Origin of the sequence: Paenibacillus glycinis, from assembly GCF_009909185.1 — a bacterium.
GTDB classification, from domain to species: Bacteria; Bacillota; Bacilli; order Paenibacillales; family Paenibacillaceae; genus Paenibacillus_Z; species Paenibacillus_Z glycinis.
In genome coordinates this window covers 137,179-151,180 of the sequence record NZ_JAAAMV010000018.1, presented here as the reverse complement: position 1 = coordinate 151,180, position 14,002 = coordinate 137,179, and the positions used below count along the sequence as shown (strand labels likewise).

The following is a 14,002-nucleotide window of genomic DNA, read 5'->3' as shown; positions in this document are numbered from 1 at the left end:
ACTTAAGCGTATGCTTTCGAAGCAGTTTTTGCTTCACATGGCCGAAGAGCACTCGGCCCACAAGCTCGCAAAAACTTAAGCGTATGCTTTCGAAGCAGTTTTTGCTTCACATGGCCGAAGAGCACTCGGCCCACAAGCTCGCAAAAACTTTTAGGAGTGAGCCTATGGAACTTTTCACTGTTTCTTTGCACTCGGCTTCTCATGAAGCGATCGATCGCCTTCATCGCTATTTGAGCGAAGAATTCGTCGATTTACATAGCGGTGACCTTCCGGATGCGGCCGGTTTTACCCGTCCGGCTTACGAAGGCATGCAGATCACATGCGTCGCAAGCATGCCGCGCTTCCAGCTGCAGACGGACGGACCGCCGCTGTACCGCAAGTCGGCCGTGGCGTTCGCGCGATATATCCTGAGCGAGTTGGAGCCGATGCTGTTGAAGGCGATCATCCGAAAGCAATTTCATTACGAGGAATCTTCGGAGATCGAAGCCTTATCGCGGTATTGCCATAATATTTTGTACGGGTCTGCCGTTGCCGCGCCGCAGGAGGAGGATAATGCGGCGGAGATGCGCCATTCGGATATGGAACGCCGCATGGGGAAGGTCGCCGATGAAATCGAGCAATTTCTCTCCGGCAATACGCGGCTCCACTTGGACGGTTTCGTATCGTTCCGCCTGGCTCCCTATTGGCAAGAACTCAAGGACGTCGTTGCCTACGCCGTCGACGAATACGTGATGGATAAACAGTACCAGGAGTTTATCTCGCTGCTTAAATATTTCGTGCGGATGCAGGAAGTGAAGCTTCCCATCGTCCACGTCTTGCACAAGGGCGGCAGCGAATTCGTGCTCTACGATCAAGAATTTCAGCTGCTCGATACGGTGCCGGCAGATCGCATCGTGGCGGAAATGCTGGAATCCGAGATGAATATGGAGGATATGATCGTCAGCACGCTGATCACGGTGTCCCCGCAGCAGATCGTCATCCATACGAGGCAGCCGGAGCTTCCGGTGATGCGGACGCTGGAGACGATCTTCGAGCAGCGCGTCAGACTGTGCTGCTCGTGCAGCCAGTGCGGTCATCATTTCGACGAGTCCGGCAAAGCCATCCCCGCGGCCGATACGACGCCAGGGAAACGGATTCGCAACGTGATCCCTTAAGCGGGGGGCTCGGGGAATCGGGCTTGACCCGCGAGGCGCAGCGTTTTATAATTATAGGTATCCAAAAGCATTGACAAAGATATGTATCCCCGCCTTCGCACGACCCAGAGAGAGGAAACCCGGCTGAAATTTCCTCGCGCTGCAGCGGCGATATACCCCTTTGTAGCTGTGGGGTTGAAACCAAGCATCCGCTTGGCGGTAAGCCGCATCGGTTCGTTCCCGTTACGGAACGTCTACAAGGATCGGCCTCGCCATTGAAGCGTTCGCCGGTTGAACTAGGGTGGAACCACGGGTCATCAACAAGCACTCGTCCCTTCGCGGGATGCGTGCTTTTTTATTTGGGCGCGCGCCGCAGCTAACATCACTTTTCAGTTCGGGAGGAACGAAGACCATGGCAATTCAAGTGAAGCTGCCGGACGGCGCCGTCCGGGAATACGAGCAAGGCGCAACGATCGAAGACGTAGCGGGGTCCATCAGCACGGGGCTTCGCAAGAACGCGGTCGCGGGTAAAATCGACGGCAAGGTAGTCGATCTCTACGCGCCAATCGAGAGCGATGCGGCGGTGGAAATCGTGACGCTGGATTCCGCCGACGGGGTGGAAGTGTACCGTCACAGCACGGCGCACTTGATGGCGCAGGCGATCAAACGGCTGTATCCGGAGCGCAACGTGAAGCTAGGCATCGGTCCGGTCATCGAGGACGGGTTCTATTACGACATCGACATGGACGAGACGCTGACGGCCGAGGATCTCGAGAAAATCGAGAAAGAGATGGAGCGCATCGTGAAGGAAGATCTGCCGATCCGCCGCCGCGTCGTCAGCCGCGACGAAGCGATCGCGATCTTTACGGAAATCAACGATCCGCTGAAGCTGGAGCTGATCCGCGACCTGCCGCAGGACGTGCAGCTTACGATTTACGACCAAGGGGAGTTCTTCGACCTCTGCCGCGGACCGCATCTGCCGTCCACCGGTCGCATCAAGGCGTTCAAGCTGCTGAGCATCGCGGGTGCGTACTGGCGCGGCGATTCCAAGAACAAAATGCTGCAGCGCATCTACGGCACGGCGTTTCCGAAGAAAGCGCAGCTCGACGAGCATCTGCATTTCCTTGAGGAAGCGAAGAAACGCGATCACCGCAAACTCGGCCGCGAGCTGAAAATGTTCACGTTCTCCCGCGAAGTCGGCCAAGGCCTGCCGCTATGGCTGCCGAACGGCGCGCGCGTGCGCAGAACGATGGAACGCTACATCGTGGATCTGGAAGAGCGCCTGGGCTACCAGCACGTCTACACGCCGGTGCTCGCCAACGTCGAGTTGTACAAAACGAGCGGCCACTGGGAGCATTACAGCGAAGATATGTTCCCCAAGATGATCATGGACAACGAGGAACTCGTGCTGCGTCCGATGAACTGTCCGCATCATATGATGGTGTTCAAGAGCGAGATGCGCTCGTACCGCGACCTGCCGGTCCGCGTCGCCGAGCTCGGCACGATGCACCGCTACGAGATGTCCGGCGCCTTGACGGGCTTGCACCGCGTACGCGCGATGACGCTGAACGACGCGCATATCTTCTGCCGTCCGGATCAAATCAAGGAAGAATTCGCGCGCGTCGTCAATCTCATCCGCCAGGTGTACGAGGATTTCGGCATCAAGGAATACCGGTTCCGCTTGTCCTACCGCGATCCGCAGGATACGGAGAAGTATTTCCAAAACGACGAGATGTGGGAAATGTCGCAGCGCATGCTGCGCGAGGTCGTCGAGGAGCTGGAGCTGCCCTTCTTCGAAGCCGAAGGCGAAGCGGCCTTCTACGGTCCGAAGCTCGACGTGCAGATCAAGACGGCGCTCGGCAAAGAAGAAACGCTCTCGACCGCGCAGCTGGACTTCCTGCTGCCTGAGCGCTTCGAGCTGGAATACGTCGGCGACGACGGCAAGAAGCACCGTCCGGTCGTCATTCACCGCGGCATCATCAGCACGATGGAGCGCATGACGGCGTTCCTGCTGGAGAATTTCGCGGGCGCGCTGCCGCTCTGGCTGTCGCCGGTGCAAGCCAAAATCATTCCGGTATCGACGGCTTACGAGGGCTATGCGCGCGCGCTCGAAGAGAAGCTGCAATTGGCCGGCATCCGCGTCGAGAGCGATCTGCGCAACGAGAAGCTCGGCTACAAGATCCGCGAGGCTCAGCTCGAGAAGGCGCCGTACATGCTCGTCGTCGGCGAGAGCGAAGCGAATTCGGAATCCGTCTCCGTGCGGAAACGCGGCGAAGGCGATCTCGGCTCCAAGCCGGTGGCGGAACTGATCGCGCTGCTGCAGGATGAAATCGCGACGAAACAAATCTAACAAGCGATTAAAACGAACGATTCCATCGTCCGGTAACGCGTCGTAAAAAGCCGCATAAAGCTTGTCGTCATTGGGTATCCTTCGTGGTAAGGAGGCTTACAAACCCAAATGATGACAAGCTTTTTACCGTTTCATCGCCTTATATCGGCCGCGATCGCCGCAGGAGTCTTGCTGCTCGGCTTCGTCTTCGATCTTGAATGCACGGCAGCGGGTACGGCCCAAGCGATCCCGCCGAAGGAAAAGCGCGAAGTCCGGGAGACGGTCGTGACCTCCGTCATGACCAAGAACCTTCATCATATGCAAGTCGTGGCAACGGGGTATACGGCCGGGGTGGAATCGACCGGCAAGAAGCCGGGCCATCCGCAGTACGGCATCACGTATTCCGGCGTCAAGGTCCGTCGTGACTTCGTCTCCACGATCGCGGCGGATCCGAAAGTATTTCCGATCGGAACGGTCCTTTACGTGCCCGGCTACGGCTATGGCATCGTGGCGGATACGGGGTCGGCGATCAAAGGGAGAAAAATCGACCTGTATTTCGAAACGAGGAAGCAGGTTTTCAAGCAGTGGGGCAAACGCAAGGTGACCGTCTACGTGCTAAAACGGGGGAACGGCAAGCTGACCGAAGCCAGGTTGGCCGAGCTGAATCAGGCGGTGACCGCGGAGAAGACGCTGCCTCGGGCCTTACTGGAGTCCTAGAAACCGAATCGGGAATGTTCGACGAAGGCCGTTGAACATTCTCTTTTTTTTACAGATTTGCTGTGCTACAATCAATGTAAACGTTATCATAAATAACTGGGGGCGGTTATTAGTGAACGGCGATCTAGGTCCAATCGATGAAGCCGGCCGGGAAGAATCGCTGAAATTCGACTTGGTTGAAGATAAACTGCTGCAATTGTACAATGAGATGATTTCGGTTGCGCTGGTGAAAGTGTTCAACAAATCGGATGCCCAGGACGCCGTGCAAGAGGCATGGGTCCGCATCTTGACGAACCATCATTCCCTTCGCGAACAGGACAAGCTTCACGCTTGGGCCAAAGTCATCACGGCCAACATCGCCAACGACTTCAACAAGCAAGCCAAACGGGTACTCCCGGCAGGCGATCTTGGCGCGGAGACGCGGCGCTTCCGCGACGAGTACGAGATCATGCTGGAGATCAACGAGCTGCTGGACGCGCTGCATCCGAAAGCCCGCGCGCTGCTGCTGTACAAGTTTTACTATGGGTACCGGGACCAGGAGATCGCGGCCGCTTTGCACGTGCCGGTAGGTACGATCAAAGCCCGCCTTCACCGCACCAAGCGCCGGCTCAAGCAATGGATGTTCAACTGACGAATTCCGCGCTTATATTTTCGCTCCTCCGCTTACATAAAGGAATTGAGGCCCTGCCATACTAAGTGATGTACGGGAGGTGAGCAGCAATGGCGAAAAACAAAAACAACAAAATGAACGCATCCACGCAGTCCAAATTCAACGCTGAATTTGCATCCGAAAATGCAACGACGGCTAACGCATCGACAAAAACCGCTTCGCAAAAAGCGGAAAAATAACAAAGCCGCCAACGGCTTAAAAGAGGGACCCTGAAGCGGTCCCTCTTTTCTTTTGTCGAACGATGTCCTATACTATTAGTTAATTCTGACAATTATTTGTCATTAAGGTGGTCATTGCGATGCAGGCGCTGCGGCGGTTTAGGGCACGGGACACATCGGTCAAGCAAGCCGAGCAGGAAAACAACGACATTTTTGCCCAATTAATCAATGAATCCCAAGTCATTTCGGATCAGTTGACCGCAGCGGTGGAAGAAGTCAATCAAACGATCGGGCAGCTGACCGACATCGCGGATCGATCGGCCATGACGGAAAGCGGCTTGCGCGAATGCAGCGGGCGGGCCATGGAACGTATCGGGGAAACCTTCTCGACGCTTCAGGAAGTGGCGGTTTCCGCCGAGCAGATCAGCGATACGGCCAAGCAGCTGGATTCGGAGAGCAAGGAAACGAAGGAAATCGTACTCGACGTGTGCCGGTCGCTAACGAATACAGACAAGGTCATGAACGACCTTCAGCAGCATAACGGAACGATGGATGCAAGCATTCGCGAACTGATCGAACAGACGTCGAAGATTAACGAAATCAACGATTTTATTCAAGAAATCGTATCGCAGACCTCGCTTTTGGCGCTGAACGCCTCCATCGAAGCCGCGCATGCCGGCGAATTCGGAAGGGGGTTCGCGGTCGTCGCGCAGCAGATCAAGAAGCTTGCCGAGCAAAGCCACGAGGCGGTTCGCCGCTCCAGCGGGTTGGTGGAAGAGATCGATCGCGGCGTCCGGCAGGTCGTGGCTTCGGTCGATGCCGAGCGATCCGCGGTAGAGCAGGGCATTGCGGAAATGGCGCAGACCAAGGATCGGATGGACTTGATATTCACCCGCATCGATGAAGTCGATAAATTGGTCGGCCAAAGCAGCGAAGCCAGCCAACGGCAGACGATGAGCATGACCACGACGACGGAAATGCTGAAGGATGTCGTGGATGCCGTCAATCAAACGCTGGGCAGCGTGGACGAGACGCTTGTATTGAACCGGCAACAGCGGCAGCAGATCAAGAAGCTGGACCGCGTCAGCGCGAATTTGCGCAAATCGTCCGCCGAGTTCACGAATGCCATCGCCCATGCCGGCGGGCAGCGCGAAACGAAGCGGATCGATCTCGACGTCGGCGGGATGCTGGCGAAACTGGAACGTCTGGCTGCCGAGAGGACGATCGCCGCGCTGGACGAAGCGGCGCATCGCGAGAGCCTGATCAAGCTGCTGAATGCCTTGCCCGAGATCGAGGCGGTCTGGTCGAACCGCGACGACGGCTCGTTTATATTCTCGCAGCCGGAAGCGGGCTTGTTGAACGCCAAGGGGCGAGACTGGTGGCAAGGCGCGATGGAAGGCCGTTCTTTTACTTCGGCCGTCTACATATCCGCGATTACCAAGAAACCGTGCATGACGATATCGGTTCCGATCCGATCGGCTTCCGGCCAATTGATCGGTGTAATGGGAGCTGACATCGGCGTCAAATAATTGCCATTAATTTCGTTCATATAATGGTTTTCAAACGGATAATGATCATGTAAAATAGTGGTGTGACCATTCATGACATGCAAGGATAGAGGGGTTATCATGACAGATCCAATTTCCTACATCCCGCCTTCCCGGTTGAGACATCGCAAGGCCGCTGAAGTTATCCCGTTTCTGAGCACGTATATCGCCAAGCGAGAGCAGGAGATCGCGGAAATCGAGCAGATGGTGGAGCGTTACGAGAAACGCCGTTTGCAAGAAGAACGCACGTACCAGTCCATGTCGACGCTTCGGCGCATGATCTCCGGCAAGAAACCGGCGCATCATCTGGCCGTCGAATATATTCACTACGTGAAGCGGCCGATGGAGAAAGTGCGCTCGCTCCGGCTTGAGATCGAACAGGCGCGCGCGATCTTGAATACATCCGATCCTTCCGAGATCATCGCGGTTTCGAGCGAGCTTGCGGAAGAACTGAACTAATGCATAACCGCCCGGTCCAGGGCGGTTTTTTTGTTCATTGCTGCGAGTATCGGAAAGACGAACGAATAAAGCGCCGCCTCTCCGCGGGACGAGTAATCCGTACGGAAGGGCGGCGCCAGTTGACGGTCAGCCTCTTGTTTTCAATTGCTCGACGTCGAGAAAGTCGTGATCCTGATTGTAGGCGGGCACGCCGTGGATGCCGACGTCGAGCCCGATCAATTCCTCGTCTTTCGAGACGCGAACCGGCATGATTCGTTTGATGAGCAGGAACGAGAGCCAGGTCAGCCCGAAGCCCCAGACGCTCACGATCACGAGACCGAACGCCTGCACGCCGAGCAAGTTCCATCCGCCGCCGTAGAATAAGCCGGCGTATTCTTGGCCGACGCCTTTGGTCATCGACGGCATCGCGAATAATCCGACGGCCAGCGTGCCGAGCGATCCGCTCACGCCGTGAACGGCGAAGGCGCCTACGGGATCGTCGATGCCTTTGTTCTCGAGCATCTCCGTGACGAGCACCATGGCGACGCCGCAGACGAGCCCGATGAGCATGGCTGCCGCGTCGGAGACGTACGCGCAGCCGGCGGTAATGCCGACGAGCCCGGCCAAGGAGCCGTTGATGACCATCGGGGGGTCCGCCTTCTTGTAGCGGAACATCGTGAACAGGATGCAACCCGCGCCGCCGGCGGCGGCCGAAAGCATGGTCGTGACGGCGATATGGCCGATCGAACCGTTCGTGGCGCTCAGCGTGCTGCCCGAATTGAAGCCGAACCAGCCGAACCAGAGGATGAACGCGCCGACGGAAGCAAGCGGCAAATTCGAAGGAGGCACGATATTGCTTTTGCCTTCGGCCGTGAATTTCCCGAGGCGAGGGCCGATGAATACGGCGGCCGCGAGCGCCGCGAAGCCGCCCAGCGCATGGATGACGGCGGAACCGGCGAAATCGATCATGCCGAGCTTGCCGAGCCAGCCGCCGACGCCCCATACCCAATGGCCCGCGATCGGATAGATCAGCCCGGTCATGGCGATGGCATATATGATGTAGGCTCTGAAATGAATGCGTTCGGCGACCGCCCCCGAGACGATGGAGATGACCGCGATGACGAACGCGCATTGGAACAGCCAATACGTTTCGTGCGAGATGTTAAGCTGGATATGCGATAAATCGCCCCTCAGCATAAACCCGGTCGAGCCGATCCATCCGCCCGAGTCCTTGCCGTACATTAGACCGAAACCGACAAAATAAAAGACGAGTGCGCCAAACGTGATATCGACAAAAACCTTCATTATTATGCTGACCGCGTTCTTCTGCCTGACGAAGCCTGCTTCGAGCAGCGCGAAGCCGCCTTCCATGAGCAGTATCATCGCGGCCGTCAACACGACCCACACGGTATTCAGCCCCGTGGACAGCGTCGCTACATCCATTATTTCCATCCCCCATCCATGCTTCATATGTAAGGTTTCATAACTAATTCGTAGTCCGACACTCATTATATAAGTGCCGCGTTATTTATGTCAACGAGTGAAGTGACAAGAACTGACATCAGAATGTAAGCGCTCTAAGCGGCATGGCTCATCTCCGCCTCGAGACGTAGCCGGCTTCAATCGGCAGACCCTTTTATGGCGCTTGCGCCTTCAGGTATACTTGGAGTACAAACCTTGCAACAATATCTGGGAGCTGGTGGCATCAATGAACGGTAATTTTATTAATCGATTAATGTGGGGCCTCTTGATCATCGTGGCGGGCGTGGGGCTCATGTTAAGGCAAGGCGGTTACGTCGACTTCGACATCGGCGAGATCTTCTCCGTCTTCTGGCCTGTCATTCTGATGTTCCTGGGCGTACAGGGCCTGCTGCAGCGGATGGCTTACGGCCGCGGGAATGCTTTTGGCTCGGGCGTTCTGATCGTGATCGGATTTTTGTTTCTCGGCCGAAACCTGGATTTGTTCGTGTGGTCGATCGGCGACGTGCTCAAATTCGCGGGCCCGCTCGTTCTCATTATTTTCGGTCTCGCGATGATTTTTAAACCGAAATCGCGGAGGAGCGGCGAGGAGCGGCGAATCGGCGACGAGATGAAAAACGAATGGAAAGCGTACACGTACGAACCGTCGGACGAAAAGCCGGTTCCTCCCGCGCCGCCGCTTCACCCGGATCCGACCAAGCGCCCGGTAGGCGGCGAGGATGCGCTTGAAGCCGAGGTCGAAGCCGCCTTCGGCGGGCCGGAAGCGCAGCGTCCCCCGATCTCGGGGCCGGGCCCCGAGCCAGGACCGCGGCAAGCGCCGCCCCGATACCGGGAATTCGTCGGCGAAGACCCGCGCGGCCGACATGAACGCCATCATGCCAATCGGCGCGCGGAACGCTGGGAGCGGCACGCGATTCACGCCGCGAAAGTCCGCGAGCGGATCGAGCGCAGGGCGTACAGGCATTATCATCGTCATACGCACCGCAAGGACCGCGTGGAGTGGTGGAACCACGACCCTAACGTGCAGACGCGTTCGGGCTTCATCGGCGACATCTACCTCGGTCACGATTATTGGGAGCTCAAGCCGATGAACATCTCTCATTTTATCGGGGACACGGTGCTCGATTTGACGAAAGCGCAAATCTTGCCCGGCGAGACGGTGATCAACATCTCGTCCTTTATCGGCGACGTGAAGATCTATCTTCCGAACGATTACGAGATCGGCGTTCAAGTGGTATCCAGCGCGTTCGTCGGCGACGTCGCGGTGCTGGAGCAGAAGGAAGGCGGCATTTTCAAGAACATCGACGTGGAGACGCCGTTCTTCCAGGATACGGACAAAAAAATAAGGCTGCGCGTCAGTACGTTCATCGGCGATGTGCGGGTCACGAAGGTAGGCTGATCCGCATATGATGGTTCGTTTGTTTCGCAACAGCAAATGGGATATGATTCTTCTCTTTATATCCGCTTCCGTCGTATCCGTGCTGATCTGGGAGATCGGCTGCGACCTGCTGCCGGAGCGGGAGCAGCAGGGCGACTGGTGGATCGGCATCGTCGCGCTGTTCCTGCTCGTCAGCGCGGGCTTCGGTTACTGGGCCGCAAAGCGGATTCAGCGCCAGATCGATATGATGGTCATCGGGCTCAAGCAGGCCGCGCACGGGAATTACGGCACCCGGCTGCCGGAAGAAGGCGCGTTCACGCCGGCCTTCCGGGAGTTCAACGACATGCTGGAATCGCTTGACGAGCGGACCCAGTGGATCCAGCGGTCGGGCGAGGAGCAGGTGATGCGCGAGGCGGCATCCAACGAAGCGGCCGTGCTCGAAGAACGCCGGCGGCTCGCGCGGGATCTGCACGATACGGTCAGCCAGCAATTATTCGCCATCCATATGTCCGCTTCGTCGCTTCCCAAGCTGCTTGAGCTGAATCCCGATCGCGCGAGCGACGTCATGGATCAGCTCATCTCCATGTCTTCGATGGCTCAGAAGCAGATGCGGGGCTTCATCGCCCAGCTGCGTCCGATGGAACTGGAAGGCAAGTCGCTTCAGGAGGCGCTGGACAAATGGTTTCCGGACTATTGCCGGCAGAACGGGCTGCAGGGCGTGTTGGAGTGGCGGGTAAAAGAAAAGCTTTCGGATGCGAAGGAGCATCAATTGTTCCTCATCATTCAAGAAGCGATGGCCAATATCGTGAAGCATGCGGGCGCGGAGACGGCGCTGCTCACGGTCGCCGAGACGGAACGGCAAATCGTCATGACGCTTCAGGACGACGGGTCCGGCTTCAGGGCGGACCAAGTGAAACGCGGGTCGTACGGCCTGTCGACGATGCGGGAGCGGGCCGGCAAGCTTGGCGGCGACGCGTCGATTATCAGCAAGCCCGGAAGCGGAACGAGGGTTAGGGTCACGCTGCCGAACTACGTGAACAAAAAAGGAGCCGATCGAAACGATGAGCGCGAATGACGGATGGAAGATCATGATTGTCGACGACCATGATATGGTGCGTGCGGGCCTGCGCACGTATTTGATGCTGGAGCCGAAATTCGAAGTCATCGCGGAAGCCGCGAACGGCAAGGAAGCCATCGACATGCTGCGCGCCGGCATACCGGGCGGACCGCCGCAGCTCATGCTGATGGATCTGATGATGCCCGTCATGGACGGGGTCGAAGCGACGCGGATCCTGATGAAGGAATTTCCGGAGCTGAAGATCGTCATGCTGACGAGCTTTCTGGAGGACGAGAAGGTCGTTGCCGCCGTCGAGGCCGGCGCGGTCAGCTACGTGCTCAAGACCGTCTCCGCGGAGGAATTGATTTACGCGCTGAACGGCGCGGGCAAGGGCATGCCGGTCATGACGCACGACGTCTCCCAGGCGCTCACGAGAGGACTGCGCCAACGGAGCGCGCAAGGAGCCGACGAAGGCTTGACGGATCGGGAGAAAGAAGTGCTGCTGTTGATCGCCGAGGGCATGTCGAACAAGGAAATCGCCGAAGAGCTTCATATCAGCATCAAGACCGTCAAGACGCATGTCAGCAACCTGCTGATGAAATGCGAGCTCGAGGATCGTACGCAGCTGGCCGTCTTCGCCCATCGAAAAGGATGGGTAAAGACGGGATAATTGTCAGCCGGGCCGGGCACCTTATCCGTATACTAAGGCCAAGAGGAGAATGCCCTTAATGATCCCCCTTGAATCGAAGCTGGAGTCGAGCGAGAAGGAATTTACCGAAGTGAAGAGCATGCTGGAGGAGCAGCAGTTCGCGCTGGGCGGAGATTGGAATTACGACCACGGCTATTTCGACCGCTACTTGGACGAGGAGCACATGGTCTGGCTGCGGATGCCGTTCAGCGTCATCAACGGCAGCATCGACGACACGACGCAGGATTTGGATGCCAAAATCATGCTGGGACGGCCGTTCGTCCTGAAGCATGTTTACAATGAAGGGCTCGACAAGGAAGCGCATATGAAAACGATCGGCAGCTTGATGGATCAGTTTCAAGAGCCGGTCGATGCCGATGCGGAAGTGGAATCCAAATGGGTGAACCAGGCGAAAAAAGTGCTCGTCGAGGTAGAGGAGCGGCTGCTTCACTAGCGGCGCTGATAGAGGGACCGAGAAGCCGGGTAATGCTGCATAGGCGGCATCCCGGTTTTTTTATTTGGCATTATAACAATTTTAAGTTTGATTTAAGGTAGATTGTGCATGATAGTACTATAGAACGACGGCAAGCAGCCGCCTAGCAAGTCTCATGGGATACTTAAGGAGGAATTTACGATGGACGATCAGAACAAGAAAAACGACTACGACGATTTCTTTAAACCGGCGGGCAGAGGGCACGACGACGGGAATGACGGGAACGGCGAGTCCGCTAATAGAGCGCATGAAGAGAAACACGAAGAGGGCGAGACGGGGAAATCGTCTTACTATTATTCTTACGGGCCATTCAAGCCGGGCATGGGCGATTCCCCCGGGCAAGACGAACGGGGCGGCGATAACGGCTTCGAGCCGCGCCAAGGCGACACGCCTCAAAGCGACCGCAGCCACGTGGAAGTCACGCCGCCGACGCAGCTGAGAGCGTTCGCGCCGTCGCAGCCGGCCTCGCCGCGCGGCGGTTGGCAGACGAAAGAATCGCGCCGCTCGCCGTTCAAAGCGATGTTCGCTTCGTTCCTGGTCGGGGTGGTGGTAGTCGGATCGCTCATGTTCGTCTCCGATAGGGAAAACTGGTTCACCTCGGAACAGGCGTTGTCCCAAACGTCCTCGAACACGGCTTCGTCCGCGATCGGCAAGGCGGGTGACAGCGGCAGCGTCTCCGCGGCGGCCGACGTCGTCAGACCTAATAATATCGCCCAGCTGTTCGAGAAGGCGAGTCCGGCGGTCGTTAAGATCGAGACGTTCACGAAGCAGCAGTCGGGCGGTCAGCAAGGCGGCAACTTCGACGACTTCTTCAGCCAGTTCTTCGGCGACGACGGCCAAGGTCAAGGCAACGGCGGTCAGGGCCGAGGCGACGGTCAAGACAACGGAAGCCAAGGCGGCGGCGAGTTGACGCCGGAAGGCATCGGTACCGGATTCTTCTTCGATTCCAGCGGCTACATTCTCACGAATCAGCACGTCGTGGCTGACGCCGACGAGATTCAAGTTACCGTTCAAGGCACCAGCAAGCCGTACGTGGCGAAGAAGCTCGGCTCCGATTATAATCTTGACCTTGCCGTGCTGAAAGTCGAAGGCTCGAATCCGTTCCCGACGCTTCCGATCGGCAGCTCGGATAAAATCAATATCGGCGACTGGGTCGTCGCGATCGGCAACCCTTACGGCTTCGACCATACCGTCACGGTAGGCGTGCTGAGCGCCAAAGAACGTCCGATTTCCATTCCGGATACCGAAGGCACGCGCGAATATCAGCATTTGCTGCAAACGGACGCTTCCATCAATCCCGGCAACTCCGGCGGCCCGCTGCTTAACCTGAACGGCGAAGTCGTCGGCATCAATACGGCGGTCAGCTCCCAAGCGCAAGGCATCGGATTCGCGATTCCGACCAGCACGATCACCGAGGTGCTGGATAATCTGAAGTCGAACACGGCCATTCCGAAGACGCCTGTACCGTTCATCGGCGCGACGCTCGCCCCGATCAACGACGCATTGGAGCAAGAGCTCGAGCTTTCGAACCAAAACGGTTCCGTCGTGTCCGATATCATCTACAAATCGCCGGCCTATATGGCGGACCTGAGACAATACGACGTCATTACGGGCATGGACGGCACGAAATACAATTCGCCGGATGACCTGATCGCCGTCATCAAGAAGAAATCGGTCGGCGATAACGTCACGCTCAACATTATCCGCAACGGTCAGAAGATGGACTTGAAGGTGACGATCGGCAACAAGAACGACTTCGATACGCAAACCAACCAACAACAGCAGCAACAGCAACCATAATCTGAATTGCGGCGCGAATAATTCGCAAGCGGAATAACGTTCGCCGATACGACCCATAACCGGGCACCTTCCAAGGGCGCAAGCAGTCTTATAGGCTGATCTTGCGCCTCTTTAT

Annotated in this window: 13 protein-coding genes; 12 read left to right on the top strand and 1 reads right to left on the bottom strand. The window is 57.2% G+C overall.

Annotated features, from left to right (window positions below):
• Nucleotides 1-164 precede the first annotated feature (164 nt).
• The 7 genes from GT019_RS19965 (at nucleotide 165) to GT019_RS19940 (ending at nucleotide 7,013) form a co-directional block, all read left to right on the top strand.
• Nucleotides 165-1,154 carry a putative sporulation protein YtxC gene (locus GT019_RS19965; protein WP_161744949.1) on the top strand — a complete coding sequence of 330 codons (990 nt, stop codon included), beginning with the start codon at nucleotides 165-167 and terminating at the stop codon, nucleotides 1,152-1,154.
• Nucleotides 1,155-1,545: 391 nt separating this feature from the next.
• Nucleotides 1,546-3,483: a threonine--tRNA ligase gene (gene thrS / locus GT019_RS19960; protein ID WP_161744948.1), complete on the top strand. Its 1,938-nt coding sequence runs from the start codon at nucleotides 1,546-1,548 to the stop codon at nucleotides 3,481-3,483.
• A 108-nt stretch (nucleotides 3,484-3,591) separates the two neighbouring features.
• Entirely contained in the window at nucleotides 3,592-4,179 is a 588-nt protein-coding gene (locus tag GT019_RS19955) for a 3D domain-containing protein (protein ID WP_161744947.1), read from the top strand.
• 112 nt (nucleotides 4,180-4,291) lie between these two features.
• Entirely contained in the window at nucleotides 4,292-4,810 is a 519-nt protein-coding gene (locus GT019_RS19950) for an RNA polymerase sigma factor (RefSeq protein ID WP_328804002.1), read from the top strand.
• 89 nt (nucleotides 4,811-4,899) lie between these two features.
• A complete protein-coding gene (locus GT019_RS32325; RefSeq protein WP_268896074.1) occupies nucleotides 4,900-5,028 on the top strand; it encodes a hypothetical protein in 129 nt (42 codons plus the stop codon).
• A gap of 119 nt (nucleotides 5,029-5,147) precedes the next feature.
• A complete protein-coding gene (locus GT019_RS19945; protein ID WP_161744946.1) occupies nucleotides 5,148-6,536 on the top strand; it encodes a methyl-accepting chemotaxis protein in 1,389 nt (462 codons plus the stop codon).
• Between the two features lie 99 nt (nucleotides 6,537-6,635).
• Nucleotides 6,636-7,013, top strand: a complete 378-nt coding sequence (locus GT019_RS19940) for a hypothetical protein (RefSeq protein WP_201755473.1) — start codon at nucleotides 6,636-6,638, stop codon at nucleotides 7,011-7,013.
• A 126-nt stretch (nucleotides 7,014-7,139) separates the two neighbouring features.
• Here the strand turns inward: GT019_RS19940 and GT019_RS19935 are convergent, their stop codons facing one another.
• Entirely contained in the window at nucleotides 7,140-8,435 is a 1,296-nt protein-coding gene (locus GT019_RS19935) for an ammonium transporter (protein ID WP_161744945.1), read from the bottom strand.
• A 265-nt stretch (nucleotides 8,436-8,700) separates the two neighbouring features.
• On the opposite strand from GT019_RS19935, the gene liaF reads away from it, so the two are divergent.
• The 5 genes from liaF to GT019_RS19910 all read left to right on the top strand — a co-directional run bounded on the left by liaF (nucleotide 8,701) and on the right by GT019_RS19910 (nucleotide 13,887).
• The gene (gene liaF, locus GT019_RS19930) at nucleotides 8,701-9,870 is read left to right on the top strand and encodes a cell wall-active antibiotics response protein LiaF (protein WP_235948735.1); all 1,170 of its coding nucleotides are present in this window, start codon (nucleotides 8,701-8,703) and stop codon (nucleotides 9,868-9,870) included.
• 7 nt (nucleotides 9,871-9,877) lie between these two features.
• On the top strand, nucleotides 9,878-10,924 hold the full coding sequence (locus tag GT019_RS19925) for a sensor histidine kinase (RefSeq protein ID WP_161744944.1): 1,047 nt from the start codon (nucleotides 9,878-9,880) through the stop codon (nucleotides 10,922-10,924).
• Entirely contained in the window at nucleotides 10,911-11,576 is a 666-nt protein-coding gene (locus tag GT019_RS19920) for a response regulator transcription factor (RefSeq protein WP_161744943.1), read from the top strand. Before GT019_RS19925 ends, GT019_RS19920 begins: the two co-directional genes overlap by 14 nt.
• Before the next feature lie 58 nt (nucleotides 11,577-11,634).
• Nucleotides 11,635-12,048 (top strand): YugN family protein, encoded by a 414-nt coding sequence (locus tag GT019_RS19915; RefSeq protein WP_161744942.1) that lies wholly within the window; start codon nucleotides 11,635-11,637, stop codon nucleotides 12,046-12,048.
• 180 nt (nucleotides 12,049-12,228) lie between these two features.
• Complete coding sequence (locus tag GT019_RS19910) at nucleotides 12,229-13,887, top strand: S1C family serine protease (protein ID WP_161744941.1); 1,659 nt, start codon at nucleotides 12,229-12,231, stop codon at nucleotides 13,885-13,887.
• Nucleotides 13,888-14,002 lie beyond the last annotated feature (115 nt).

Coding starts and splice junctions, on each gene's coding strand:
- GT019_RS19965 (WP_161744949.1), top strand. CDS start 165: ATGGAACTTTTCACTGTTTCTTTGCACTCGGCTTCTCATGAAGCGATC.
- thrS (WP_161744948.1), top strand. CDS start 1,546: ATGGCAATTCAAGTGAAGCTGCCGGACGGCGCCGTCCGGGAATACGAG.
- GT019_RS19955 (WP_161744947.1), top strand. CDS start 3,592: ATGATGACAAGCTTTTTACCGTTTCATCGCCTTATATCGGCCGCGATC.
- GT019_RS32325 (WP_268896074.1), top strand. CDS start 4,900: ATGGCGAAAAACAAAAACAACAAAATGAACGCATCCACGCAGTCCAAA.
- GT019_RS19945 (WP_161744946.1), top strand. CDS start 5,148: ATGCAGGCGCTGCGGCGGTTTAGGGCACGGGACACATCGGTCAAGCAA.
- GT019_RS19940 (WP_201755473.1), top strand. CDS start 6,636: ATGACAGATCCAATTTCCTACATCCCGCCTTCCCGGTTGAGACATCGC.
- GT019_RS19935 (WP_161744945.1), bottom strand. CDS start 8,435: ATGGATGTAGCGACGCTGTCCACGGGGCTGAATACCGTGTGGGTCGTG.
- liaF (WP_235948735.1), top strand. CDS start 8,701: ATGAACGGTAATTTTATTAATCGATTAATGTGGGGCCTCTTGATCATC.
- GT019_RS19925 (WP_161744944.1), top strand. CDS start 9,878: ATGATGGTTCGTTTGTTTCGCAACAGCAAATGGGATATGATTCTTCTC.
- GT019_RS19920 (WP_161744943.1), top strand. CDS start 10,911: ATGAGCGCGAATGACGGATGGAAGATCATGATTGTCGACGACCATGAT.
- GT019_RS19915 (WP_161744942.1), top strand. CDS start 11,635: ATGATCCCCCTTGAATCGAAGCTGGAGTCGAGCGAGAAGGAATTTACC.
- GT019_RS19910 (WP_161744941.1), top strand. CDS start 12,229: ATGGACGATCAGAACAAGAAAAACGACTACGACGATTTCTTTAAACCG.